21 protein-coding genes and 1 tRNA gene are annotated in these 26,778 nt (G+C 46.0%); 10 read left to right on the plus strand and 12 right to left on the minus strand.

The annotated features are described in order from the left end of the window. The first annotated feature begins 4 nt into the window (after window positions 1-4). Window positions 5-1,147, plus strand: a complete 1,143-nt coding sequence (locus KJS94_RS08120; RefSeq protein ID WP_214447720.1) for a glycosyltransferase family protein — start codon at window positions 5-7, stop codon at window positions 1,145-1,147. On the opposite strand, the gene hscA is transcribed toward KJS94_RS08120, so the two are convergent. The 3 genes from hscA to KJS94_RS08135 all read right to left on the minus strand — a co-directional run bounded on the left by hscA (window position 1,144) and on the right by KJS94_RS08135 (window position 9,337). Beyond that, the gene (gene hscA, locus KJS94_RS08125) at window positions 1,144-3,000 is read right to left on the minus strand and encodes a Fe-S protein assembly chaperone HscA (RefSeq protein WP_214447719.1); all 1,857 of its coding nucleotides are present in this window, start codon (window positions 2,998-3,000) and stop codon (window positions 1,144-1,146) included. The genes KJS94_RS08120 and hscA overlap by 4 nt on opposite strands. A 76-nt stretch (window positions 3,001-3,076) precedes the next feature. After that, window positions 3,077-8,212: a putative type IX secretion system sortase PorU2 gene (gene porU2, locus KJS94_RS08130; RefSeq protein WP_214447718.1), complete on the minus strand. Its 5,136-nt coding sequence runs from the start codon at window positions 8,210-8,212 to the stop codon at window positions 3,077-3,079. 12 nt (window positions 8,213-8,224) lie between these two features. Continuing rightward, complete coding sequence (locus KJS94_RS08135) at window positions 8,225-9,337, minus strand: putative type IX sorting system protein PorV2 (protein ID WP_239804338.1); 1,113 nt, start codon at window positions 9,335-9,337, stop codon at window positions 8,225-8,227. 176 nt (window positions 9,338-9,513) lie between these two features. Between KJS94_RS08135 and tyrS the strand changes: the two genes are divergently transcribed. From tyrS to KJS94_RS08150, 3 genes are all read left to right on the plus strand, one after another. Further along, window positions 9,514-10,797: a tyrosine--tRNA ligase gene (gene tyrS / locus KJS94_RS08140; protein WP_214447717.1), complete on the plus strand. Its 1,284-nt coding sequence runs from the start codon at window positions 9,514-9,516 to the stop codon at window positions 10,795-10,797. Window positions 10,798-10,890: 93 nt separating this feature from the next. Further along, window positions 10,891-12,072, plus strand: coding sequence for a parallel beta-helix domain-containing protein (locus tag KJS94_RS08145; protein WP_214447716.1), 1,182 nt, complete (start codon window positions 10,891-10,893; stop codon window positions 12,070-12,072). A gap of 5 nt (window positions 12,073-12,077) precedes the next feature. Next, window positions 12,078-13,124: an SO2930 family diheme c-type cytochrome gene (locus tag KJS94_RS08150; protein ID WP_214447715.1), complete on the plus strand. Its 1,047-nt coding sequence runs from the start codon at window positions 12,078-12,080 to the stop codon at window positions 13,122-13,124. 45 nt (window positions 13,125-13,169) lie between these two features. Here KJS94_RS08150 and KJS94_RS08155 read toward each other — a convergent pair whose 3' ends face one another. Continuing rightward, window positions 13,170-14,471, minus strand: a complete 1,302-nt coding sequence (locus tag KJS94_RS08155) for an aminotransferase class V-fold PLP-dependent enzyme (RefSeq protein ID WP_214447714.1) — start codon at window positions 14,469-14,471, stop codon at window positions 13,170-13,172. A 154-nt stretch (window positions 14,472-14,625) separates the two neighbouring features. On the opposite strand from KJS94_RS08155, the gene KJS94_RS08160 reads away from it, so the two are divergent. The 3 genes from KJS94_RS08160 to KJS94_RS08170 all read left to right on the plus strand — a co-directional run bounded on the left by KJS94_RS08160 (window position 14,626) and on the right by KJS94_RS08170 (window position 16,048). Next, window positions 14,626-14,696 (plus strand) — tRNA-Gln (locus KJS94_RS08160). A 180-nt stretch (window positions 14,697-14,876) separates the two neighbouring features. Next, the gene (locus KJS94_RS08165; RefSeq protein ID WP_214447713.1) at window positions 14,877-15,098 is read left to right on the plus strand and encodes a hypothetical protein; all 222 of its coding nucleotides are present in this window, start codon (window positions 14,877-14,879) and stop codon (window positions 15,096-15,098) included. A 2-nt stretch (window positions 15,099-15,100) separates the two neighbouring features. Beyond that, complete coding sequence (locus KJS94_RS08170) at window positions 15,101-16,048, plus strand: SPFH domain-containing protein (protein ID WP_214447712.1); 948 nt, start codon at window positions 15,101-15,103, stop codon at window positions 16,046-16,048. Window positions 16,049-16,074: 26 nt separating this feature from the next. Here the strand turns inward: KJS94_RS08170 and rfbD are convergent, their stop codons facing one another. From rfbD to KJS94_RS08205, 7 genes are read right to left on the minus strand one after another with little or no spacing between them, the layout of a single operon-like run. Then, window positions 16,075-16,959, minus strand: a complete 885-nt coding sequence (gene rfbD / locus KJS94_RS08175) for a dTDP-4-dehydrorhamnose reductase (protein WP_214447711.1) — start codon at window positions 16,957-16,959, stop codon at window positions 16,075-16,077. Next, window positions 16,956-17,516, minus strand: a complete 561-nt coding sequence (rfbC, locus tag KJS94_RS08180) for a dTDP-4-dehydrorhamnose 3,5-epimerase (protein ID WP_214447710.1) — start codon at window positions 17,514-17,516, stop codon at window positions 16,956-16,958. Before rfbC ends, rfbD begins: the two co-directional genes overlap by 4 nt. Before the next feature lie 14 nt (window positions 17,517-17,530). Then, the gene (gene rfbB / locus KJS94_RS08185; protein WP_214447709.1) at window positions 17,531-18,598 is read right to left on the minus strand and encodes a dTDP-glucose 4,6-dehydratase; all 1,068 of its coding nucleotides are present in this window, start codon (window positions 18,596-18,598) and stop codon (window positions 17,531-17,533) included. Beyond that, window positions 18,595-19,878 carry a nucleotide sugar dehydrogenase gene (locus KJS94_RS08190; RefSeq protein ID WP_214447708.1) on the minus strand — a complete coding sequence of 428 codons (1,284 nt, stop codon included), beginning with the start codon at window positions 19,876-19,878 and terminating at the stop codon, window positions 18,595-18,597. The genes rfbB and KJS94_RS08190 overlap by 4 nt, the downstream gene beginning before the upstream one ends. A 1-nt stretch (window position 19,879) precedes the next feature. Beyond that, on the minus strand, window positions 19,880-20,860 hold the full coding sequence (locus tag KJS94_RS08195; RefSeq protein WP_214447707.1) for a UDP-glucuronic acid decarboxylase family protein: 981 nt from the start codon (window positions 20,858-20,860) through the stop codon (window positions 19,880-19,882). A gap of 11 nt (window positions 20,861-20,871) precedes the next feature. Further along, on the minus strand, window positions 20,872-22,188 hold the full coding sequence (locus tag KJS94_RS08200; protein WP_214447706.1) for a UDP-glucose dehydrogenase family protein: 1,317 nt from the start codon (window positions 22,186-22,188) through the stop codon (window positions 20,872-20,874). Between the two features lie 33 nt (window positions 22,189-22,221). Continuing rightward, the gene (locus KJS94_RS08205; protein ID WP_214447705.1) at window positions 22,222-23,349 is read right to left on the minus strand and encodes a DegT/DnrJ/EryC1/StrS family aminotransferase; all 1,128 of its coding nucleotides are present in this window, start codon (window positions 23,347-23,349) and stop codon (window positions 22,222-22,224) included. Window positions 23,350-23,447: 98 nt separating this feature from the next. Here KJS94_RS08205 and KJS94_RS08210 point away from each other — a divergent pair, with 98 nt between their 5' ends. Further along, a complete protein-coding gene (locus KJS94_RS08210; RefSeq protein ID WP_214447704.1) occupies window positions 23,448-24,716 on the plus strand; it encodes a 3-deoxy-D-manno-octulosonic acid transferase in 1,269 nt (422 codons plus the stop codon). On the opposite strand, the gene KJS94_RS08215 is transcribed toward KJS94_RS08210, so the two are convergent. Further along, the gene (locus tag KJS94_RS08215; protein WP_214447703.1) at window positions 24,683-25,354 is read right to left on the minus strand and encodes a DUF8457 domain-containing protein; all 672 of its coding nucleotides are present in this window, start codon (window positions 25,352-25,354) and stop codon (window positions 24,683-24,685) included. The genes KJS94_RS08210 and KJS94_RS08215 overlap by 34 nt on opposite strands. Window positions 25,355-25,429: 75 nt before the next feature. Between KJS94_RS08215 and KJS94_RS08220 the strand changes: the two genes are divergently transcribed. Further along, window positions 25,430-26,011, plus strand: coding sequence for a thymidine kinase (locus KJS94_RS08220; RefSeq protein ID WP_214447702.1), 582 nt, complete (start codon window positions 25,430-25,432; stop codon window positions 26,009-26,011). 24 nt (window positions 26,012-26,035) lie between these two features. Continuing rightward, window positions 26,036-26,686 carry a heme exporter protein CcmB gene (locus KJS94_RS08225; RefSeq protein ID WP_214447701.1) on the plus strand — a complete coding sequence of 217 codons (651 nt, stop codon included), beginning with the start codon at window positions 26,036-26,038 and terminating at the stop codon, window positions 26,684-26,686. The last annotated feature ends 92 nt before the right edge of the window (window positions 26,687-26,778 follow it).

A 26,778-nucleotide genomic window follows, 5' to 3' on the forward strand; every position in this document is an offset into this window, starting at 1 on the left:
AACCTTGAAGAATAGTGTAATCAACCAATTAATTAAACAGCCATTCTATTCACTTGCTGCATTATGGCTGTTGGTACAGACCTTACTTTACATGAGGTTTGGGATCATTACGGTTGATGAAGCTAAAAAATACCTCGACGAGGCAGACTATTTCATGGCTACAGGTTCTTTCTCTATCCCCAAGAACCTGTTCTACAGCATGTATGTATTGCTCGTGGCGGGAATGAAAATGTTGGGAGCCGGTATTACAGGGGTTTACCTGGTGCAACTTTTCATCAACGGGATTTCCACCTATTTTTTTTACAGACTAGCCAGACTGTATTCTGCACCCGCAGATTCCCTTACCGCTTACCTGGCAACATTCCTGCTGATCATATGCATTCCTTACCAGGCCTGGACCACACACTTATATACCGAATCCCTTTTCACCAGCCTGTTGATCCTTTTTCTCTATGCCTATGCCGGCAAAGGACTCTTATCCCTACAGGCAATCATACTATTGGCAATGGTGATCCTGGCAAGACCAACAGGCATCCTACTTGTCCCGGCCTTGCTCCTTTCATATTTCGTTCATTTGATTTCCGATAAGAAACTATCCCCTCTTTCTATTGGGGCGATCCTGACCGGGATGCTATTCTCCTATTTTGTAATCAATCATGCTATGAAAGGAAAAGGGGACTTCGATTTCATGCTCCCATTTACACAAGGACATATTATTTGTGATGTACCAGGAGTTAAAGTACCCTCAACCTTACAGCTTCCGGAAAATCCGAACTCCCTCAATGGCATGCTTTACTTTATCCTGCACAATCCTGTTTATTTTGGGGAACTGGCCATCAAAAAGCTATGGTATTTCCTTTCCCTTCAACGCCCCTATTATTCAGCTCTTCATAACCTTGCACTCGGTGCATTCTTCTATCCTCTATACCTCCTGGCCGGCTATGGATTCATCCGGTTCCGCAAAAAAAACAGCAGGCAAAGCACCTGGCTCGCCTGCTATTGTATGATGTTTACTTTTACGGTTATGCTTACCTGTGATGACTGGCTGAACAGGTTTATCCTTCCGGTTTTACCTGTTCTTATGCTAATGGCTGGTTATGCGCTCAGCACCTTCATCCAACAAACGAAGGAAAGGATCCGCAATTAGATCTTCTTACCTTTCATGGCCATGGATATTGCCTGGTCCATCAACCTTTCGGCATATGGCCTGGATAAATTATTCAATGCTTCTACTGCACCCTGAACCTGGTCTTTGTTACCACTAAGGATCAATTTTTCCAGTCCTTCAATTGCCCCCATTGTTTCCGTTATTTCCTGTTCGGTAAGGAATTCCCTGTTCTTCTCGATAAAGTTGAGGGTTGTATCGATCAACTGACGAGCTTCTGTCCGGGCCTCTACCAATGCCCGGGTTGCGATATCCTCCTTTGCATGGGTTATAGAATCCAATAACATCTTCTCAACTTCCTCGTCTGTTAAGCCATATTGCGGCTTCACTTCAATGCTGGTCTCTACCCCACTTCTTATCTCCTTTGCTTTTACCACAAGTATCCCATCCGCATTGATCAGGAAACTAACCTCAACCTTGGGCAAACCGGCTGGCATGGCAGGAATGCCCGTAAGATTGAATTCCGCCAATTTCCTATTATCCTTAACAAGGTCACGTTCGCCCTGGTAAACCGCTATCCTCATCCCCGACTGGCCATCCTTCTGCGTGGTATATTGCCTGCCAACCCTGGTGGGGATCTTTGAGTTCCTTGGAATCAAAACATCCATTAATCCCCCCATCGTTTCAATACCAAGGGAAAGCGGTGTAATATCCAGCAAGAGGAAGTCCTTATTGTTACCGGAAAGGATATCAGCCTGTACAGCGGCTCCCATGGCAACAACCTCATCCGGGTTCAATTCATCATGTACCTCGCGGCCAAAAAACGCACTAACCATCTTCTTCACCAAGGGCACCCTGGTAGAACCACCCACCATAACCACCTCATCAATCTGGTTAACTTCCAGCCCGGCATCCTTCATGGCTGCCCTGCAGCATTCAATGGTCCTGTTAACGAGTTCAGCAGTTACCTTATTGAACTCGGCCACTGTTATCTGCAAATGGAATTTGTCGATTGAATCAATAAATACCTCATGGTTACTAAGGTGTTTTTTGGCAGCTTCCGCTTTAAGTCGCAGCGCCTGGGCCAACTCTTTATTTGTCCTTATCGTTTCATCGGTAATGCCGTGCTCTTTCATCCACTGGCGCACGATTGCCCGGTCGAAATCATCACCCCCCAAATAAGTATCCCCATTGGTCGACAATACTTCGAAAATACCATTACTGATCTTCAGGATGGAAATATCAAAGGTTCCGCCGCCCAGGTCATAAACAGCGATTGTTTTTTCCTGTGCAGGATCCAGGCCTAAACCATAAGCCAGGCTGGCGGCCGTTGGCTCATTTACGATCCTCAGGACATCAAGCCCTGCCAGCTTACCCGCATCCCTGGTGGCCTGCCTTTGGGCATCATTGAAATAGGCGGGAACCGTTATGACCGCCTTGGTAACAGGTGTCTTAAGGATATGCTCAGCCCTGGCCTTCAACTCCTTTAATATGAAAGAAGACAACTCGATGGGAGAATAAAAACGGTCCCCTACCTGAACCTTGACAAGGCTTTCGGTATTGTCGTCAATTACCTTGTAAGTAAAAAAATCCGCGTTTTGCCGGATATCATTGTAGGATTTACCCATCAACCGTTTCGCAGAGAAGATGGTATTCGCAGGATCGGTGATCAGGAACTTCCTCGCTTCCTCACCTACCGTCACTACATTATGTTCGCCAAAATGAACCACCGATGGGACCAGCGATGAACTATTATGTTCCTTTAGGGCCAGCGGCTTTCTGCTTTCCGGGTGGATAATGGCAACCAGGCTGTTTGTGGTACCAAGGTCGATGCCAACGATCATTTCCTCCTGCTGCAAACTGCCAGTCGCTATATTAATGCCAATTTTTGCCATAAAAAGTATTCCAGTTGATATGAATCCGCAAAGGTAACAAATAAAAAAGGCTGCCGGTTGGCAGCCTTCTGGGCAATTATCTCATCAAATACATTTTTCCATACCCTTTGTTAAAGAACTTGTCTGTTCCACTGCCATCCTCAAATTTTTCCAGGCGCTTTCCATTCAAGCCTGTAATTACCCTATAGAGGTAGACCCCATTGGCCAGACGCTGCCCGTACTGGTCCGTACCATCCCACTTGAACTCAGTAATGTTGCGTCCGATATGAAGCGGCCCCAACTCATCACCAGTGATTTCCCGGACAATCTTGCCGGTTACCGTGAGGATCTGGATCTTGAAGTTGGTTGGCACTTCGGAACCCGTTATCGTGAACACAAATGCAGTTGAGGTAGTGAATGGATTAGGATAATTTAAGAGATTGGAAATCATTGGCTTATTTACAACAGAAAACTCTACATTGTAAGCCACTGTTCCGGATTGGTTATTGCTGGCATCCTTACCCTGTACGATCAATTCATAATTGTCCACCCCCGTCTCTTCATTGAATGTGGTGGTGAATGCCGGGTAAAAATCAATGGTAGCGGTATTATCGGCTCCATTGGTGGCAGGTGTAAACCTCACCGTATCATTATCGAACCGGTAGGTCCTAACCGTATTATCAGGGAATTTAACTTTTACGGAAAGCAGCGAAGTATCCTTCAATAACATAAACTTCGATTCATCTTTCAGTTTGACCTGGATATGCGGTTTTGCTGAAACAATATCCCTGTTGAGAATATGGATACCATCGAAAGTCACATCCAATAATGGGTTCTTATTATCGGCCTTAACATATAGGTTCCGGAAGAGGAAGTTATTAAAATGATACTGCTCCGGCTGGTGGTTGTCAGGATTAAAATCAATATATAAGGTATTCAAGCCTGGGAAGGCCCTTGAATCGATGGTATACCTGAACATTACGGTATCCCCGCTAATTAGTGGTTTGGTAAGTGATACAGGCAACTCATGTGGCACATTATCCTTATCTGTCAATATCACCTTTACCTTAATGCTATCAAAAGGATAATTGCTGATATTCTTGAAGGCGATCCCGAAATTCACCGGCTCTCCCATTTCAACCGTATCCTTGGTTGTAAAGAAAAGGTTCGGGGCCAGGGCGCCTTCAGGAGCCGGATCATATACCAACCTCCAGTAATCCAGTTGGAAAGGTGACAGGTTGATGGAATCGGCATTCCTCATTTGCAAACGCAGGTAGGGGAATTGATTGGCGTTGATATCCGATACATCCACATCCCTATTGGTTGGTTCAATGGTTTTCAGGACAGATTCATTACCGGCACCATCACGGCCGATCACAAGGACCTTCGGCTGGTCCGTTGATGGTGATTCCAATGACCTCCCATCCCATTTCAACCTCTTCCAGGCCTTGGCCGGTCCAAACTCCGGCGACTTAATAAATGCTGCAGTATCGATAGTCAAACACTCTGCAGCCAGGTTGATCTTATCGAAGACCCCTTCGGAAAAGGTAAAGACCGGCTGGAACTCATTCTGTTTGTTTTTCCGGTAAATGAAAAGGAAGGCGCGCGGCCTGTTGAAAGAGTCAACAGCTGTAAACCCTTGCTGTAGCAGCCTATGGTACATAGAATTGCCAGGGCCCAATACGGTTGTATCCCTTTGCCAAGTTGACGGATAGGTATTGGAAGCCGGGTTCGTTCCGGACGTATTCCTAACCACTACATAATGCCCGTCGGGAATGAGGTCCATAAATTCTACTATCCTCCTACGTTTGTTCTGGTCAAGGATATTGAATTGGAAATTATAGGCCCTTTCATTTCCACAAACCGGATCTGATCCATACTTGCTGGGCTGGCCGGCCAAAGCATTGAACCAGGGCTTGAATGATTTGGGATCAAATACATTGAAGATAATATTAGAAATACCACAGACACTGATAATATCAGTATTACCATTATACACAACCGAGAAGTCTGCCGCCTGGTTGGCTGCGGTCGGGAATACCCCATTTGTCACGTACAGGTCGTTGGGGGTGGTTCCATATTGCCAGGCCCCAGAAACAGAATCAATGGAAATACTGGCCAGTTCAGAAGCGGTATGCTGCAGTGTATGGGACTGGTTAAAACCAGACTGCTCATTAGACTTATAGAGGAAGGAAAAGACATTCCACTTATAGAAACCTCCATCGGGCGGCACTACTGAAGTACGCCAGTAGTAAACCGTGCTATCCATGAAACTAACCTGGGGATCAAACTCAATAACCCCGCCTATGGAACTCACGACCACTTGTTTCTTTAATGGCGAATTGAATAATGAAGTGGTATCTATCTCCATCACATATTGCTTCATGCTGCTGAACGGGTTGGCAGTAGAGACATAAAGTTTCTGAGTCGGTTTATTTACGATGGAGTAGTTATAGGGGAATGCCGGCCTGGCCTCATCCTCATAAATGAAGAACTCCTTGGATACAATATTGTTTCCTTCATCCATTTCATCTATGAGATTATCCCCATCAAGGGTAACCAGTATCCTGTTTGAACCCTTATCCCTGGTTGGAACAATGGGAATTTCAAAGCTCAGTGAATCGATATACTTAACGGCCTTTCGCTTACCGGAGAAAAGTGTAACTGAACTACCATCGGGAAAGAAGCGTTTTACTTCTACCTTGATAGAGTCTGAACTTGCCTTACCCATGTTATAATACCTGAGATCAACCTTAAATTTCTGTTCGGCAATAGAGATAAATGCGGGATTAATATTCAACAAGGGTGCTTCTACTACATAATCCGGCTTTTCCTGGTGATTGAACTTCAAAGCCGGATCCCCATGAAGGGTGATCTGTTCAGCATGTGTCCTAGCCAGGAACTCCAGTGGACCTGTTGATGAAATCAATCCTGCAAGTGCATCCTTGGTAAGCTCACCGAGTGTGGCCCCGTAATCTGACTTGCCGATCCTGTCATAAAAGGCATTCAGGTATATATTCAGGTAATAAACGATACCCAGATGGGTGCTGGCAATGAAGGCTATGCCACCACGTTGTTTTGCCAGGGTAAATCTCTCAGACAAGGTTTCCAGGTATGAGAATCGCTGCGGGTTATATTTAAAGAAATCACCTGCACTACAACCATTCACGGAAAAAACGGGGTACTTACCCGGGTTATTGTAGGCAGAGGGGTCTTCTATATTGAATTCAAGGGTGGTGGCAGAAGAGTGACCAAAATAGGTCAGAAGGGAAAGACCTTCTTCGAAAAGCGACCTCACCTTATTCACAGAACCCTGATCCTGCCCTACCGCAACATTCTTACAAAGAACGGTAACATTACTGCCGGTCAGGGTATCGGCTATCTGGTTACGGAAACTATTCATGTAATTACACAAAGCCGTAGCCAGAAGGGATTCACTGGCGCCGGTTACATGTAAAACATTCTTCATCCATAACCTGTCCTTAATGGTATATGCATTGTTTTGCTGCGCAGATTCATACTCCTTTACCTTCTCCAGGTAATCCTCTATTTCCTTGCCATTGATAACGGAAAGCCTTCCGATATTGGTAACGGCCAAAGGACTCGTTGAAGAGGCAGAGCTAAGCATGTTATCCGAACCAGGAAAACCATAGGTAGGCACCATGTTCAGCTCATCTAATTGGGGTTGGGTATAATATATTCCGGTATTCCAATCAATGTATCGGTAATCAAGGTAGTTTACCCCCCTTCCAATCAGGAATACATTGCTAATTCCACCCGGGAAGCGTTCCCTTGCATAGCGAATAAAATTCTTTATGGCGAGGGGATGCCCCTTGATACCAAAGGCAAACTGGTCGGTGAGTTCATTGATATCATATACCTTGGCGTTATAGCCTCCGCCGGCAGCAGAACTACGATAAGCCCTGTAATCCTCTACCGGGTTATTACCCGAAGAACCGCTGAACAACCTTGGATTGGAGACGATCAGGTAATTCCCCTGCTGGGAAGGATTATTGATATCCAGAAACTTCTTTTCCTGCAGGGAATTGACAATAGTCAGGGAGGCAGGCGCTGTGGAACTCAATACCAGCTTTCTTTTTGCGTTACTTCCATTCAGCCTGAACCTTAACCTGGTAGGATCATCTATATTGGCTTCATAGCGTTCCAGTGTTTCCAGGTCATACAAAACAGGAACCGCGCTGCCGGCTGAGAAGTTGGTGATCTCAATATAATTACCGGCCGGGTTTCCCTGAACTTCAAAATAGAAGGTACTCGCTCCCCCAAAATTAAACCTGCGGGGATAAGTTATCTCATAAAAGGAAAGTACAAACCTGTCCCTGTAGGGGTCAGCACCGGATGGCGGCCTGGGTGGCTGCACATTGGTGAAGGCAACAGAAGCATTGCCGCTGGCCAAAAGACTAACCGGCAGGTTGACCGTACTGACCCGGTCAGTAAAAAAGTTCATGGCGGCTTCTTCCAGAAGGGTATTATTCACCGTTAGCCTTACCCTTCTTTCAATGGGAGAGTTACCAAATGCTCCATACTTAATGGTAGCCGACGGACCGGTTGGCTCAACCTGCAAATTGGTGTGGTTAATGGTACGGGTAGCCCTCTGGGCAATATCCCAACTGGACCAAAACTCCCCTATATCATATGAGGAAGAATACACATATTGGTCAAGTGGGGCTGCTAGCCCCAGGTTGATCTGCTCCCTGAAATAATTCCCAATGGTGTGCATGAAATAAGGTTCAGCCGGGAGGGTATTCCCGGCAATATTGTTATTGCTGTTCAGGTAACGCTTTCCCGTAACAGCATTATCATAGGTCAGGAAATACACTGCTGTATCACTATGCAGGCTATGCTTTTTAACATGCTGGTTCTCCGGCTTACGGTATAATACATTATCCGGTTCCCCATCATTTGCCTGACCCCAGAATTCAATGAAACCATTGGCAGGCAGCAACCCGGAGGACGAAGTGGAATAAAAAGGCACTTCCACCCCATTCCGGAAAAGCCGCAGGTTCTCTACCGGGAATCCGGCCAGGCCCGAAGCCTGCAGGGTGGTTTGGGGAATTCTAACAAGACCGTCCTTCCCCGCCTTGAATTTATAATAGGTATTATTATAATTGATCCATTCATTGTTGAAGGATTGCGCAAAAGCACCAGGAATACCTGCTGACAACAGAATGGTAAACAGGAAAAAGGACAGGAATATTTTTATGGTACGCAACATAATAGCTAGCGGTTACTTTTTCTTTTTGTTCTTTACAAGGTCAAGCTTCAAAGAGAACACATGTGTATATAAAGGGTTGGATTGGTTGGCCAGGTTGGTGAATGCATAATCGATCATTACATTCGACAACCTGAACCCTGCGCCCAGGGCCGGCTGGAAGATCCAGACCTTTTTGGTATAGGTGCTGTCATCATCTTCAAGGGCACGCTGGAAGTTGTTGATTCCCGCTCTGACAAAAAACACATTCTTATATCCCGCTTCAAGCCCGAGTTTAGGATCAACACTTACAGCACTGGAACTGATGACCGTATTCCTCCTGCCATCAAAGGTAAAGTCGAGGTTAGCCTCCGCCAGCAGGTTCATGTTCTTGTTCAACTTGAAGTTATAGGAAGCCCCGGCAATAAGCTTGGGAGCGGTCAATTCGGTAGACTTTACGGGTATCTCGTTCTGGGTAACATAGAACACCTCCCGCATCTTATCATTGATACTATAGGACCAGGCATTAAAAGTGGTAGTAACATCCCTTGCCACCAAACCGGCCTGGAATCGCTTGTTCTTGTATTGCAAAGCTGCATCAAAACCAAAACCCCAGGCGGTCGCAAAATCACCGGCCTTTCGATGGATCACCTTTGCATTGAACCCGAGGCTAAGCTTCTTGTCCGGACTTTTTGTTTTTAATTCCTGGGCATAGGAAAACAAAAAAGCATAATCGGCTGAGGAAAAGGTGGTGATATTGGCAAAATTGATACTGCCGTCGGGTTCTACCAGGAATACGGTATTAGGGATATCATCCACGGCAAACCGCAGGATGGAAAGACCAATTGTCCTTTTACCGCCAGATAATGGAATAGCAATATTTCCAAAGTCATATTTGCCGATGCCGGCAAAATATTCCGCATGCATCAGGTTGATCTGGGGTTGGTCCTTGACATTTACCAGACCCGCAGGATTCCAGTACCCCGCAGTACCATCGGCTACCGAAGCAACCTGTGCGCTGCCCATGGACAGCCCCCGGGCACCAGCTCCAATATTGAGGAATTCATTGGAATACTTCCGGAATTGGGCATTCACCCATACATGCATCAGGATAAGGGGTAGGATCAGTAATTTGACCTTTTTAATCATTGATTCAACTTTCTAAATAAGCAATTATATGACAGTTGTCCAAAGGTTATTGGCTGCACGGGAATTGGAAAAGAACGCAATTTGCCCAATCTCCTTTAACGCTGTCCCTAAAGAAATATTGCCCTGTCAGAGGTTTCATATATTCCTTTAGCTTTGCCGCAAATTGCAGCGTTTTTATGAATTTGATCGAAGAATTAAGATGGCGGGGCATGTTGCAGGATATTATGCCCGGAACAGAGGAACAATTAAACAAGGAAATGACTTCGGCCTATATTGGTTTTGATCCTACGGCCGACAGCCTCCATATCGGGTCCCTCGTACCCATTTTGTTGCTGGTTCACCTTCAGCGGGCCGGCCACAAGCCATTTGCCCTGGTTGGAGGGGCAACCGGAATGGTAGGCGACCCCTCTTTCAAATCAGAAGAACGCAAAATGCTGGACGAGGCCACCCTACAAGCCAACCTGAGGGGGATCCGTGGCCAGTTGGAAAAATACCTGGATTTTGACCCGGCAAAGCCAAATGCTGCTGGGATCGTTAATAACTACGATTGGTTCAAGGACATCAGCTTCCTGGACTTTATCCGTGATGTCGGCAAACACATTACGGTAAATTATATGATGGCCAAGGATAGTGTAAGAAAAAGGATCGAGGGAGATAGCGGGATCAGCTTTACCGAGTTCACCTACCAACTGATCCAGGGGTACGACTTCTACTGGCTTTACCAGAACAAGAACTGCAAACTACAGATGGGCGGAAGTGACCAATGGGGGAATATTACCACAGGCACTGAATTGATCAGGCGGATGGCAGGTGGCGATGCATTTGCCTTTACCTGTCCCCTATTGACCAAGGCCGATGGCGGAAAATTTGGCAAAACGGAACGGGGCAATGTTTGGCTTGACCCCAAACGCACCTCTCCTTACCAGTTCTACCAGTTCTGGCTCAATGCTTCCGATGAGGACGCCAAAAAATGGATCAGGATATTTACCTTCCTTGGAAAGGATGAGATCGCACAACTGGTAGCTGACCATGAGGCAGCACCCCACCAAAGGACCCTGCAAAAGAAACTGGCTGAGGAGATCACTACATTTGTCCATGGCCGTGAGGAATATGATTTTGCCATCAAGGCCAGCGAGATCCTTTTTGGCAATGCTACCACTGAAGTGCTACAATCCCTCAATGAGGACCAGCTCCTCCAGGTAATGGAAGGTGTTCCGGCACATGATTTTCCCCATGAGAAATTACAGTCCGGTATTGATATCGTTTCCTTCCTGGCAGAATCAGGTATATTCCCCAGCAAAGGGGAAGCCCGTAAGACCGTTCAAAGCGGCGGGGTTGCCATCAACAAGTCGAAAGTTGAGGGAATTGAAACCATGGTAACTGCCGAACAATTGCTGAATAACAAATACCTGCTCATCCAGAAAGGAAAGAAGAATTACTTCCTGGTAAAGACAGTTTAACTGATCACTGCATAGGATTTCCCCCAACAGGCCTCTGTAGAGGCCTGTTTTATTTTAAGCAACCATTCGTATCTTTAAAAACAACCCAACAACATGAAACGCCTTGCCTGTATTTGCTTTACCCTGCTGGGTATCCTACCTGCCTGTTTTGCCCAGATGGACGTCCAAAAAAAACTCATGGCCCAGTTCATTGATGCGGACAATAATAGCGTCATTGAGTTACCCGAAGGCAGTTTTACCCTTAACGCTTCCCTTTGGCTGGATGGCAAAAAGGGTGTTACCATCAGGGGAAAAGGTATGGATAAAACGATCCTGAATTTTAACGGACAGCTATCAGGAGCGGAAGGGATAAAAGTCACCAATGGATCCAATATCACCATTGAAGATTTGACTGTCCAGGACACGAAAGGCGATGCCATCAAGACACAGTTGGTTGACGGAATTACCTTCAGGAAGGTAAAGGCCGAATGGACAAGGGGCGCTAACGAAAAGAATGGCGGGTATGGTTTATACCCTGTACAATGCAGTAAAGTACTCATCGAGCAATGTGAGGCAAGGGGAGCAAGCGATGCCGGCATTTACGTAGGTCAATCAAGGGAGATCATTGTCAGGAATTGCAGGGCGACGGAGAACGTTGCGGGTATCGAGATCGAGAATTCCTTATATGCTGAGGTATATGACAATGAAGCGACCAACAACACAGGCGGCATCCTGATCTTTGACTTGCCTGACCTGACAGTAAAGAAGGGCGGCTTCACCAAAGTGTACAACAACCATGTGCATCATAATAACCACAAGAACTTTGCTCCCAAAGGCAATATTGTAGGAAAGGTTCCCCAAGGTACAGGGATCATGGTTTTAGCAACCAACAATGTTGAGGTCTACAACAACAGGATCATCAATAACATTACTACCGGCACTGCGATCATCAGCTATTATATCACAGAGAACCCAATTAAGGACAGCTCGTATTACCCTTATCCTTCCAATATTTTCATCCATGACAACCAATACGAAAGGGAACATACCAAGGCCACGATGAAAGGGAGGATGGGGAAATTGTACCATTTCAAATTAAAGTTTGGCAAGAACGTCCCTCACATCATTTACGATGGCATACAGGATGAGAAGACAAAGGGTCAACAAATACTTTGCATCCGCAACAATACCAACGCAAGTTTTGCGAATATTGATGCCGCCAATAATTTCAGGAATATCAGCAGGGAAATGAAGCCCTATGACTGTGAGCTCAAAATAAGTACAACTTCCAATTAATGGTCATGAGAAAGTTATTGACAGTCTCCGCTTTGGTCCTGGTTATTCTTGCAGGTGTTTCCTTTACCCGGAAGCCAGTGCAAAGTTTTGAGAAAAAGGAAAAGCTTTCCGATTATGGTTTCTTTCTCGGTCCATTGGCTGATTTAACGCCTCGTGAAGATGTGATACCCTACCATTTAGTTACCCCCCTGTTCAGTAATTATGCAGAAAAAAGCAGGTTCATTGTGGTTCCCAGGGGTGAAAAAGCCGAATACAATGGGGAAGGTGTTTTCAACCTTCCAACAGGCACTGTACTGATCAAGAACTTCTATTATCCAAATGACTTCAGGGATCCGGCAAAAGGAAGGAGGATCATAGAAACAAGGATACTTGTGCATGAAACTGATGGATGGAAAGCATACCCCTATATATGGAACGATGAACAAACCGATGCCTTTTATGATGTAACCGGCGATACCAAATCCATCAACTACATTGACCATAGGGGTAAAAAGGTCCAGACAAGTTATGTGATCCCCAATAAGAATCAATGCAAAGGTTGCCATTCAACCGGGGAAGTTTTATTACCCATTGGTATTGCGGCCAGGCACCTCAACACTAATTTCCCCTATAAGCAAGGCCCGCAAAACCAATTAAGCCATTGGATGGAGAAAGACATCCTGGATAAGCTACCTTCGGGCATGATACCGCGCAATAGCAAGTGGGATGACGAAAAAGATGGCAGCCTGGATGACAGGGCAAGGGCCTATCTGGACATCAACTGCGGACATTGCCATAACCCTAAAGGTGCTGCCAACACATCCGGTTTATACCTGGATATCCATACTATCCAGCCCAACCTCTACGGTGTCATGAAAACCCCTGTTGCAGCGGGAAGGGGTTCAGGCAACTTCCAATTCGATATAGTTCCCGGCAAGCCTGACCAATCCATTCTCTATTACAGGATGAATACCAACGACCCAGGTATCGCGATGCCTGAAATAGGCAGGGAACAGATCCACCAGGAAGGTCTCGCCCTTATCAGGGAATGGATCAAAAAAATGAATCCCTGATACCACCCATTCAGTATAACCGGGATCCCATTAAACAGTAAAGGATCACCGCTTCATTTTCGCAAATTCAGTTATTCCTTGGACGAGGATATCCAATTGCCGGGTGTTGGTATAAACGTGAGGGGTGATGCGAACCCCAATGATATTCTCCCATTCGATCCCAACAGTATGGATCTTGTATTTGTTAAAGAGGTACTGCTCCAACTCTGAAGGTTTGGCCCCTGCTACAGATACTAACCCTAATGCGCAACCGAACTCTGGCTTCATTGAAGTGCCGATCTTGACACCAGGTATCCCCTTTACTTTTCCCATCCAGTAATTCTTAAGGTAATGCAGCCGTTGTTCCTTTCTTTCGGCACCAATCATTTCCTGGAATTCGATCGCCTGGGCTATAGCCTGCTCAATAAAGAAGGGCCGGGTACCAAGGTTCTCAAATTTCCGGATATCAGCACTTTTAGCATCGGGTGCGCCGAATAGCGGGTATAACCCACTGATCTTCTCCTTCCGGACATATAAGAAGCCGGTTCCAATACAAGCGCTTAGCCATTTGTGTAAACTCGTCCCAAAATAATCGGCACCAAGTTCCGGCACGGTAAACCTGAATTGTGCAAAACTATGCGCACCATCCACCAACACTTCGATACCCCTGGCATGGGCAGCATCTGCAATTTTCCGAACCGGCAATATCTGTCCATTCCAATTGATGATATGGGTTATATGCACCAGTTTGGTCCTTGGACCAAAAGCCTTGATATAGGCCCCTGCAAGGTATTCACTGTCTTCAGAGGGCAGATCAAGGTCAATCCAAACCAATTTGATCCCGTCCCTTAATTCCCGCTGCTTCCAGGCATTGATCATATTGGGGTAATCCTGTTTACTCACTACAACTTCATCCCCTGCCTTCAAGGGCAATCCAAAGATCACGGTTTCCAGGGCTTCGGAGGCATTGCGTTGGATGGCGATCTCCTCAGGACTACAACCGGCCATCCTGGCAAGGTTGGCCCTTACCGGCTCCCTTCCCTGGTCAAGGATCCGCCACATGAAATAACTAGGCCCTTCATTGCTGAGGTCGTGATAGCGTTTCATCGCATCCTGCACCACTTTGGGGGAAGGACTGACACCGCCATTATTCAGGTTAATGATGGAAGGAGAAACGGTATAAGCCTGCTGGATGGCATTCCAGAACTCTTCTTCCCCCGCGAGTTGCCCGGCATCAAAGCCATTATACTTATCCAAAGTACTATCCAGGTTCCTTGCCCAGGCTTTCTGCATTACAAGGGCGCCCATAGTACCCAGTCCCAGTTTTCCCAATCCGGAAAGGAATTTTCTTCGGCCGGAATTATTCATGTTGGTCGTTTCAATAAATCTAATGTGTATATGGCTAACTGCCAAAGGGAACTAAAGTCATGAAAATCAAGGCGCCCATCAAAAATTTTTTTTGAGATTTTTTTTGGCCAAAATGAATTCGCCCATTATTTTTGCACTCCCATTTGGGACGGATTGCCCGATAGTATAATGGTAGTACGACAGATTTTGGTTCTGTTTGTCTTGGTTCGAATCCAGGTCGGGCAACAAAAAAACCGCAGGAAAATCCTGCGGTTTTTTATTTTACTACCATCTAACACATCCCCCGTATTCTGCTTTCCCTTTATAATTAGCCTGCGGCCTTTATATTTTTCCAAGGACATGCAACCTAAAAAGGCGCTAAGCCTACTATTCTTTTACAACCAAGAACTTTCAACTGCTCGTAACATGAACACCAGGAGTTTCCGCAAGGTCATTTCCCAATGCTGCAGGACATTAGCCATACTCACCCATTGTGTCATCAACATTCTCCTGCTCAATCTTCTCACTGAAGCAGATCCGGCAGCCAGCTGGGCAGGAATACTAGGATTTGCCATGGCCTATTTTATCCTGCTATTCCTTATCGTTCTACATTTTTATTATTTTTTCCAATCAATTCAAAAACAATAACCATGATCGGACTGCTATCCTTCCTTATTGCTTTTCTCATCATTGCCGTAATCCTGAAAGTTTTCCAAAAGAGCCAGTACTTTAATGAAGAAGGGAGATTTCAGGCAAAGGCACTCTGGCGACCTTTGTTATGCGCTTTGCTTGCACTGCTTATTGCGACCATTAACCCGGTCGATATCCAGCGCATCGATGCGGGTCATGTTGGTATCAAGGTGAGTAATGTAGGCGATAACCGGGGAGTTGGTAAAACAGAATATGTGACCGGTTGGGTATTTTACAATTCCTGGATCTCAAGGATATACGAATTCCCCATCCATCAACAGCACATTGATTACGAAGAGGCGACAATTGTTACCAAAGGTGGATTCATTGCAACCATTAAACCATCTTTCAATTATTCGATCAACCCCGGCAATGTTGCCGACATGTTCCAAAACTTGCGGGTAGGTGTCAAGGAAATGGAGCAAGGCTGGTTAAAAAATGCTATCGTAGGTTCCGTCAATGATGTTGCCAACAGGTATACGGTAGACTCCATATTCAACCATCGTGAGGAATTTGAACTGGCGATAATCAATGAATGCAATAAGCGGGTGGCCAAATGGTTCAATGTTTCGCAGCTAAGGACCAACATTGTTCCCCCCAAGGAGATCTCAGAATCCATTATTGCGAAAACGAGGGCTATCCAGGAAGTACAGGTAGCCGAGAACCAACGGCAGGTTGCAGTTGCTGAAGCCGAGCGGAAGATCGCGGAAGCCAGGGGTGACTCAGCCCAGGCTGTAATCCAGGCGGCAGGTCGGGCAGAGGCTATCAAAAAAGAGCAGATGGCATTAACGCCGCTTTATATTGATTATATCAAGATACAAAAATGGTCGGGACAGGTACCCAGTACCGTTGCGGGAGGAAACAGCGGATTTATGATCCAATTGCCAAAAGAAAAAGGAAATGAATGATAAAAAGCAGGGCTCCCCTGCTTTTTTTACGCAAGGTATCGCTGTAATTGAAGCAAACAGGCCTGGAGGCTATCCTTCCAATAGGGTATTTCAATACCAAAAACGGCCTTGATCTTTGATTTATCAAAAACACTATACCCCGGCCTTTTTGCAGGGGTTGGGTATGCGCTTGTTGGAATGGGGTTGACCCTGCAATGGCTGCCAGTCATTGCGGCAATTGCAACAGCAAATTCATACCAGGAGATCTCCCCTTCATTGGAATAGTGGTAGACCCCGGAAAGCACTGATCGGTCATCTTGCTTATCCCATTGCCTGATGATTTCCATGATACACCTGGCAAGGTCGGCTGCATAGGTAGGTGAACCTATTTGATCATTAACAACGGATATTTCCTCCCGCTCATTCATTAGCCTCAGCATGGTCTTAACAAAATTGTGGCCATAAGCGGAATACACCCATGCAGTCCTGATGATGATCGATTCCTCGCAGTTTTCCAGGACAGCCTTCTCCCCATTGAGTTTGGTTGCTCCATATACACTGATGGGAGCCGGTTTTGTGTCTTCCCTGATCGGCGACCTTGCTGTGCCATCAAATACATAATCTGTGGAAATATGGACGATGGCAGCACCCGATTCCTTACAGGCCTTTGCCAGGTAAGCCGGGGCGTCGGCATTAATGATACCAGCAAGGAATCTATCTGACTCTGCCCTATCAACGGCGGTGTAGGCAGCACAGTTGATACAATAATCTGGGCGGTGTTGCTGGAAGAAATCCTTTACAGCTTCTTCACTATCTATTGACAACTCCTCCTTATCTGTAAACAGGAACAGGAATTCCGGAAACAAGGGTGCGACCTGTTGCAGTTCGCTCCCCAATTGTCCATTGGCACCGGTTACCAAGATCTTCTTCATCCTTCAAAAGTAAAGGGTTGTTCTATAGCATGGAATAAAGGCAGTACTTTATCCTTTTCAGAAAGGATCATCTCTGGTGGTTGGATTCCCCAATCTATGGCAAGAAATGGGTCATTGTACATCACCCCTCCTTCACTTTCCCTATTATAGAATTCGTCGCATTTATATATTACTTCCGCAGTAGGGGATAAAACCGAATACCCATGGGCAAACCCCTTGGGTACCAGTAATTGCTTCTTATTAGCAGCGCTCAATTCAAGGCTGAAGACTTTGCCAAATGTTGGGGAGCCATTCCTGCAATCCACTACCACATCAAGGATCACCCCTTCCAGGACCCTAATGAGTTTGGTTTGGGCATAGGGTGGTTGCTGGTAATGCAAGCCCCTTACCACGCCATAGGTTGACCTGGCTTGGTTATCCTGTACAAACTTTATTTCAATGCCATTATCCCTGAAAGTTCTTTCATTGTAGGATTCGAAAAAATAACCACGATCATCCCCAAATATCTTTGGTTCATAAATAAGTAACCTGGGAAATCCTGTTTCAACGAATGCCATAGGTACAATTGGGATTAGCGTTTGTGGTATTGCGTTTCATAATAGCTTTGGTAATCACCGGAAGTGACATGATCAACCCATTCCTGGTTCTGGAGGTACCAATCAACCGTCTTCTCCAACCCTTCCTCAAATTGTAGGGAAGGCTGCCAACCCAGTTCAGTATTGAGTTTTGTGGCATCGATGGCATACCTAAGGTCGTGCCCTGGCCTATCGGTGACATAGGTGATCAATTTTGCAGATGCCCCCTCTTCCCTTCCTAGTTTCCTATCCATGATCCTGCACAATAAGTGAACGAGATCAATATTCTTCCACTCATTGAACCCTCCCACATTATACTTTTCGCCATCTTTCCCTTTATGGTAGATCAGGTCAATTGCCCTGGCATGATCTTCCACCCACAACCAGTCCCTGATATTCTCGCCCTTTCCATAAACCGGTAAAGGTTTATTATTCCTGATATTATTGATCATCAGGGGGATCAACTTTTCAGGAAAATGATGGGAACCATAGTTATTGGAACAATTGCTGATCACTACGGGCAAATGATAGGTATGGTGATAGGCCATTACAAAATGGTCAGAGGAAGCCTTGGAAGCCGAATAAGGAGACCTGGGGTCGTATGCGGTAGTTTCTGTGAAGAATCCTTCTTCGCCAAGTGACCCATAAACTTCATCGGTAGAAACATGGTAAAAACGTTTCCCTTCATAATTACCTTGCCATGCTTTTTTAGCAACATTTAGCAGCACTACCGTACCCAGTACATTGGTCCTGACAAACTGAAGGGGGTCAAGTATACTCCGATCGACGTGACTTTCTGCTGCAAGGTGGATCACCCCATCAAAAGCATAGGTATTGAACAGGCTCCCTACTAATTGCTCATCGGCAATATCCCCTTTCTCAAATACATAATTAGCTGCACCTTCAATATCCTTAAGGTTCTCAAGGTTGCCAGCATAGGTCAGGGCATCAAGATTCACGATCCTGTATCCAGGGTATTTATTGACCAACAGCCTTACCACATGGGAGCCAATAAAACCGGCTCCACCGGTAACCAGGATTGATCTTTCAAAATTTTTCGTCATAAACTCCAATACGTGCGTGAATGTATTCTTTTCCGGTATATCCCCTTAAGGTCTACAATTACGGCGTGCTCGCTGGATATAGCTGCAAAATACGCATCATCCAGGTCAATATAGGGGTGATGGGGAACGGTTATAACTACAGCATCATACCCTTTGGCGGGGGTTTCCACCAAATCCATCCCATATTCCTGCCTAACCTTCCACCTATCTGCATATGGATCTTCCAGGTCTACCCTGATATTATACGACTGCAGTTCCTTAACGGTGTCAATTATTTTGGAATTCCTGATATCCCCGACATTCTCCTTAAAGGTCACGCCTTTTACCAGGACTTTTGGGTCAGCAGACAATGGCAGGATATACCTGATGATCTTACGGGCCAATTGCAAAGCCATTTCATCATTAACCAGCCTGCTGGCTGCGATCAATTTGGCGTGGTAGCCCAGTGATGAAGCTTTATAGTTCAGGTAATAAGGATCAACGCTGATGCAATGGCCACCCACCAGGCCAGGCTTAAAAGGAAGGAAATTCCATTTGGTTGCCGCGGCTTCCAATACATCATAGGTGTTAATCCCAATCAGGTCGAAAATACCTGAGAGTTCATTCATCAGGGCAATATTGATATCACGCTGGGTGTTCTCTACAATCTTACTGGCTTCAGCTACTTTTATCGAAGCTGCTTTAAAAATGCCAGCTTCAACGATGAGGCTGTAAACTTCTGATATTTCGTCAAGCGACTGCTGATCCAAGCCGGCTACCACCTTTACGACATTCCTGATTCCATGTAGCTGATCGCCGGGGTTGATTCTTTCCGGTGAATAACCAACTTTAAAATCCACACCGGCCTTTAACCCTGAGTTCGCCTCCAATACAGGAATGCATTCATCTTCAGTACAACCAGGATAAGTGGTGGATTCGTATACCACATAATCTCCTTTCTTCAGCAATCCGCCGACCTTACTGGAAGCATCCAATAAATGCCCGATATCAGGAACCTTATACTTATCAACAGGAGTTGGCACCGTAATGACATAAAAGGAAACCCCTTTTACTCCAGACAATTCGCTGGTAAGCATGATCTCCTTTACCGATTCATTTTCAATATGCCGGAAACGGTTGGCCAGGTAGGATTCTGCTTCCTTAACCTTTCTACCATCAATATCAAAGCCAACAACATTTATATGTTTAGCAAACTCCTCGAGCAGTGGAAGTCCGACATATCCCAGTCCGATCACAGCTAGTCTGGATGCACCCGTGACAAGGTCCTGGTATACTCCCATACTACTTTTTATTAAAGTCCTTAGGCAACTTGTACAACTCCTCCTTAGGCAATGATTTGAAGTATTCGTATGTAACCTTCACCCCCTCTGCCCTGCTCACCTTTGGTTCCCAGCCCAGCAATTCCTTTGCCCTGGTTATATCGGGCTGGCGTTGCTTGGGATCATCCTGCGGAAGCGGCTTGTAAACGATCTTCTGTGTTGTACCGGTAAGCTTAATGATCTCCTCGGCAAAGTCCTTAAGGGATATCTCGTCAGGGTTACCCACATTGACCGGATAGGCATAATCACTCATTAGCAAGCGATAAATTCCTTCGATCAGGTCATCAACATAGCAGAAGGAACGGGTTTGGGAACCGTCCCCGAAAACAGTAAGGTCTTCCCCCCTGAGTGCCTGGCCAATGAAAGCTGGCAGGGCGCGACCGTCATTCAGGCGCATCCTGGGGCCATAGGTGTTGAATATCCTCACGATCCTTGTCTCTACCCCGTGGTAGGTATGGTAGGCCATGGTAATGGATTCCATGAATCGCTTGGCCTCGTCATAAACGCCGCGGGGCCCAACAGGGTTTACATTTCCCCAATAATCCTCAGTTTGAGGGTGCACCAATGGGTCCCCATAAACTTCAGAAGTGGAAGCTACCAGTATCCTTGCCTTTTTAACCTTCGCCAGGCCTAGGCAATTGTGTGTTCCCAAGGCCCCCACCTTAAGGGTCTGGATGGGTATCTTGAGGTAATCGATGGGGCTGGCCGGTGAAGCAAAATGAAGGATATAGTGCAATTCACCCGGAACATGGATGAATTTGCTGACATCATGATGATAGAACTCGAAATGCTCCAGTTTGAACAGGTGTTCGATATTGCGCAAATCACCTGTTATCAGGTTATCCATGCCGATTACATGAAATCCTTCCTTTATGAAACGATCACATAAATGCGAACCTAAAAATCCGGCAGCACCTGTGATCAATACTCTTTTCCTACTCATGGATAAGTTGATTACTTTTTAATTACGGGTTTACGGCCAACGCTCTCATAATGGAATCCCAGCTCTGCAATAGCCTCTACATCAAAAAGGTTCCTTCCGTCGAAGATCACCTTATTCTTCAAAGCACTTACTATCTTGAGGAAATCAGGGGTCCTGAATTCATTCCATTCAGTAGCGATGATCAGCGCGTCTGCTCCCACCAATGCCTCGTATTGGTTGGCAGCATACTGGATCTTATCGCCCAACAACTCCTTTACATTCTTCATAGCTTCAGGATCAAAAGCAGTAAGGGTGGCACCAGCTTCCAGTAAGGCTTCGATGATGTAAAGTGCCGGAGCTTCCCTGATATCATCAGTATTGGGTTTGAATGCCAATCCCCATAACGCGAAATGCTTGCCCTTCAGGTCCCCGTTGAAATAATTCAACACTTTAGGCAATAAATGAAGCTTCTGCTTTTCATTAACATCCATTACGGCATTAAGGATCTGGAAATCATAATCTACCTCACTAGATGACTTTACCAGGGCCTGAACATCCTTGGGAAAACAGGAACCGCCATAACCGATACCTGGGAACAGGAATCTCTTGCCGATCCTGTCATCACTTCCAATTCCTTTCCTGACCATATCAACATCAGCACCAAGCCGCTCACACAACTGGGCGATCTCGTTCATGAAAGAGATCTTGGTGGCAAGGAATGAATTGGCGGCATATTTGGTCAGTTCAGCTGAACGCTCATCCATGAAGATGACCGGGTTTCCTGAGCGAACAAAAGGACTATAGAGGTCATTCATCAGTTTACGGGCCCGCTCTGAAGTGGTACCCACCACAACCCTGTCGGGTTTCATGAAATCATCAACGGCAACTCCTTCGCGCAGGAATTCCGGATTCGAAACCACGTCGAATTCCCCTTTAAAGTTTTTCTCCACCGCGGCCCTTACCTTTTCTGCTGTACCAACTGGAACAGTACTTTTATCCACCAGCACTTTATAATCTGTCAGCAGCTTGCCGATATCTTCCGCTACTCCCAATACATATTTTAGGTCAGCCGAACCATCTTCACCGGGAGGAGTAGGCAGTGCCAGGAATACGATAACCGCATCCCTGATACCCTCGGCAAGGTTAGTAGTAAATTTTAGCCTACCTTCCTTCAGGTTACGCAGGAAGAGCTTTTCAAGCCCGGGTTCATAGATAGTGATCTCCCCATTAGAGAGTTTCTCTACTTTTCTCGCATCTATATCCACGCAGGTTACTTCATTTCCGGTTTCCGCGAAACATGTACCTGTTACAAGGCCTACATAGCCTGTTCCAACTACTGCAATTTTCATTTGGTGAAGGAGCTTGGTTTAATGATTGATAAATTATTTGATATACTCAAGAACATTGCCAACAATGTAATTCAGCTGTTCCTCGTCTAATTCGGTATGCATGGGCAAAGAGATCACCCTTTCGGTCAGCCAATCGGTGGTCGGCAAATTAAATTCACTACCGCCATATGACTCAAACATCTGCTGACGGTGGGCAGGAACCGGATAATAGATCATGGAAGGCACCTGCTTATCCGCGAGGTACTGGTTGAGACCATCCCTGTCTACACCTTCCAGGACCAGGGTATATTGGTGAAATACATGTTTATTGTTCTGATCCCTGTATGGTACGGTAATGCGGGGATGGTTCGCAAATGCCTTGTCGTAGAAATCGGCAGCCTTCCTCCTGGCTTCAATATAACTGTCCAACAAGGGAAGTTTAACGTTCAATACTGCGGCCTGGATGCTATCCAGACGACTGTTGCATCCAACCAGGTCATGATAATAGCGCTTACTTTGTCCATGATTGGCGATCATGCGGATCCTGGCAGCCAGTTCATCATCATTGGTGCAAATAGCGCCGCCATCGCCGTAACAACCAAGATTCTTGGAAGGGAAGAAACTGGTACATCCTATTGTACCAATGGTTCCGGTCTTCTTAACAGCACCATCACTGAAATAAAAGTCGCTTCCTATAGCCTGGGCATTGTCTTCGATCACTGGGATAGCATGCTTATTGGCTATAGCCATAATAGCTTCCATGTTTGCAGCCTGACCATAGAGGTGTACAGGCACAATGGCCTTTGTTTTTGGCGTTATGGCTTTCTCAAGGGCTGCGGGATCCATACAAAAGGTCTTGGGATCCACATCAACGAAAACAGGTTTCAAACGCAGCAAAGCAACCACTTCCGTTGTTGCTATATAGGTAAATGAAGGCGTGATCACTTCATCACCCGGCTGGAGGTCCAGGGCCATCATGGCAATCTGCAGGGCATCTGTTCCATTGGCGCAGGGAATCACATGTTTGGAGCCAAGGTAATTGGCCAGGCTAGCAGCAAAATCCTGAACAGCTTTTCCATTGATGAATGCCACACTATCCAAAACCGCATGTATCGCTGCATCCACTTCAGGCTTGATCTTGAGATACTGCTGTTTGAGGTCTACCATCTGTATCGGCCGCATAAACTTCTTTACTTATTTTAAAAATGGCCACAAAAATAGCAAAATATAGGTAGGGTAAAACTTTGATTTTAGCTTTGCCAATCCTTAAATTCCAGATCGTGAGCCTCTTATTATATAATATTTTCCTGATTTTGTACCGGGCCTTGCTTGGCCTGATTGCCCCATGGAACAGCAAGGCGAGGCGATGGATCATTGGACGGAAAGACCTGTTTTCCAGCCTGGTGAAGGCATTCAGGGAAAACCAGGAACCGGTAATATGGATGCACCTCGCCTCACTGGGGGAATTTGAACAGGGGCGCCCACTCCTGGAAAAAATAAAAGTAGCCCATCCGGAATGCCGTATCCTTCTTACCTTCTTCTCCCCTTCCGGCTATGAGGCAGCCAGGGGATATAATGGGGCGGATTACATTTTTTACCTCCCAATGGACTCCCCACAATCGGCCAGGAAATTCCTGGATATTGTACAACCGAAAATGGTGATCTGGGTAAAATATGAATTCTGGTACTACTTCCTTACCCAGATGCAAAAACGAAAAATCCCGGTAATACTGGTTTCCGGTATTTTCCGGGATAGCCAACCATTCTTCAAATGGTATGGCAACCTTCACCGGCATATGCTGCATTGCTTTCATCACCTTTTCGTACAAAATGACACCTCGGTTGACCTACTGGCAACAGCCGGAATAACGCAGGTGACCCTGGCGGGGGATACCCGGTACGACAGGGTTATTGAAATCGCTGAAAAATTCTTACCGATTGCACCTATTGAAAGATTCATTGGCAGCAGCAGGGTAATTGTAGCGGGAAGTACATGGCCGGAGGACGAGGAGGAGCTCGACCACTATGCCAATACCCATCCGGGACTTAAATTTATCATTGCCCCTCACGAGTTGTCTGATGCGCATTTAAAAGAAATAGAACAACTATTCCGCCATACCATCAGGTACTCCCAATGGTTGGACCTTCCGGAAGAAGAAAAGCTAAAACTCAACGGGAAGAATGTTCTTATAATCGATAATATCGGGATGCTGTCGAGGCTATACCATTATGCCACTATCGCTTTTGTGGGCGGGGGATTCGGGGAGGATGGCATCCACAATATTCTGGAAGCTGCAGTCTACGGTAAACCTGTGGTTTTCGGCCCGGTTTACGATAAATATGCGGAAGCTATTGGCCTGGTTGAAAAGGGGGGCGCTTTCCCTGTTGGCAATGCATTGGAACTGGAAAGGAAAATTGATCAATTGCTTACTGATCCTGCTTTTTACGAAGAAGCATCCGGCATTGCCAGGGAATTTGTCTGGAAAAACCAGGGGGCCAGCAAGATCATCCTCGATCACATTGAAGCAAACCGCCTCCTGACCAATTGACGGAAATGACGGACACTTTCCTTCGTATCGTCCCAGCCCAATTTCAGGATAAGTTCCCTTTGCATCCAAAACTCAGCCTCCTGCAGGACATTAAAGGAGTTAATGGTCTTGATGCTGCGCTCATACATTACTTCATCGCCACGGAAAAGCTCATTCACAAATACAAACCGGTCATTGATGCCAATGGCCTTGCGCAGATCGTTAATGGGTTCCCGGTTGATCACTTCTGCCACCTCTACGGTATTTACTTTTAGCCTTTCGTTGAGAGAGGCAGATTGCTGCTGGCTGATCACTTCATTCAACTCGCGGATCTCTTTCTGGTGGGCAAGTGTCGGGATCTCCTGCATAAGGGTATGCAGCCAATCCTGTTGAGGCTCTTGTGCAGGAATATGCTGTGTAGGTTCAGGTTCAGGGGCTTCCTGGTGGGGAACAGGCTCCTGTACATTACGTTCAGGCAAATGGGATGGATTTGGTAAAACAACCGCTACTTTTGCAGACCCGGTACGGTTGGAAGGGATGGATTGTACGGCAAGCAATTCTGTTTGTAACAATTGGAGGGTTACCAGCAAGGCCGAAGCATCGGCTTGCTGATCAAGTTGTTCCTGCAACTTGTTAACCAGGGCTCTTACTCTTTCCATACGATATGGTACTTTTGGGTTAGTATTGGATTTCATAAAGTTATACAATTTTGTACCCTTTTTAATAACATTTACATGTTTATTGAACCAAATCTTTCAGGAGAACGCCGGGGGTGGATAGAGGTTATCTGCGGATCCATGTTCTCGGGCAAGACCGAGGAATTGATCCGAAGGTTGAAAAGGGCGCGGATTGCCAATTTACGGGTCGAAATATTCAAACCTGCTATTGATGTACGCTATGATGAGCAGAATATTGTGTCCCATGACGAAAACGCTATCCAATCCACCCCTATTGACAATTCCCAAACCATTCTCCTGTTAGCCAGTGAGGTGGATGTAGTTGGCATAGACGAGGCCCAGTTCTTTGACGACCAGCTCCCTGAAGTGTGCGACCAATTGGCGCTCAGGGGAATCAGGGTGATCGTTGCGGGACTCGACATGGACTACAAGGGCAAGCCTTTTGGACAAATGCCCTTCCTACTGGCCAAAGCAGATTATATCACCAAGTTGCATGCCATCTGTGTGAAATGTGGAAATATTGCCAACTATAGCTACCGCACCGTTTTGAAGGATGGGCAGGTATTGCTGGGTGAAAAAGAGTCCTATGAGCCTCGTTGCCGGACCTGCTACCATGAAAATGAACCAGATAGACCTTAGAACCATACCTAAAAAGTACCGGATTTGAAGCATGTAATAGCCTTGTTAAAAAAAGACCTGTTGCTGGAATTACGCCAGCAATACACCTTTTATGGCATCATCCTCTATGTGGCCAGCACCATCTTTGTGCTTTACCTCGCCATGGGTCAACCGGAAGACCAGGTCTGGAATGGCCTTTTTTGGATGATCCAGCTATTTGTATGCGTGAATGCCGTTGCCAAGAGCTTCTTACAGGAAAGCAGGGGACGCATGCTGTATTTTTATACTATAGCCGGCCCAAGGGATTTCATTTTGGCAAAACTGATTTTCAATATCGTTTTGATGGGATTGCTCAGCTTAGTGGGCTGGTTATTGTTCAGCCTGTTACTTGGCAACCCTGTTTCCAACGGATTGAAGTTCATGGGTATAGCAGTTTTGGGCGGTACTGGCTTAAGCCTCGTTTTTACGTTCCTTTCAGCAATTGCCGCAAGGGCCCAGCAAAATGCAGCTCTGATGGCCATTCTTGGCTTTCCCCTGATCATTCCCCAGTTATTGCTCACCATGAAACTAGCCAATACTGCCTTTAGCCAGGTCATCCTGGATAGTTTGGGCATGATCGTCCTTTTATTACTGGGCCTGGATATTATGGTTATGGCACTTGCCATCATCCTTTTCCCATTCCTCTGGAAGGACTAGCCCACGGGTCAGCATTTCAACCCTAGTATTATTACCTGGTAAAGCCTGGACCTGAATATTTTATAATAATAACCTTCATTCTTTTCGGGAGA

The sequence above is a fragment of the Flavihumibacter rivuli genome (assembly GCF_018595685.2).
GTDB classification, from domain to species: domain Bacteria; phylum Bacteroidota; class Bacteroidia; order Chitinophagales; family Chitinophagaceae; genus Flavihumibacter; species Flavihumibacter rivuli.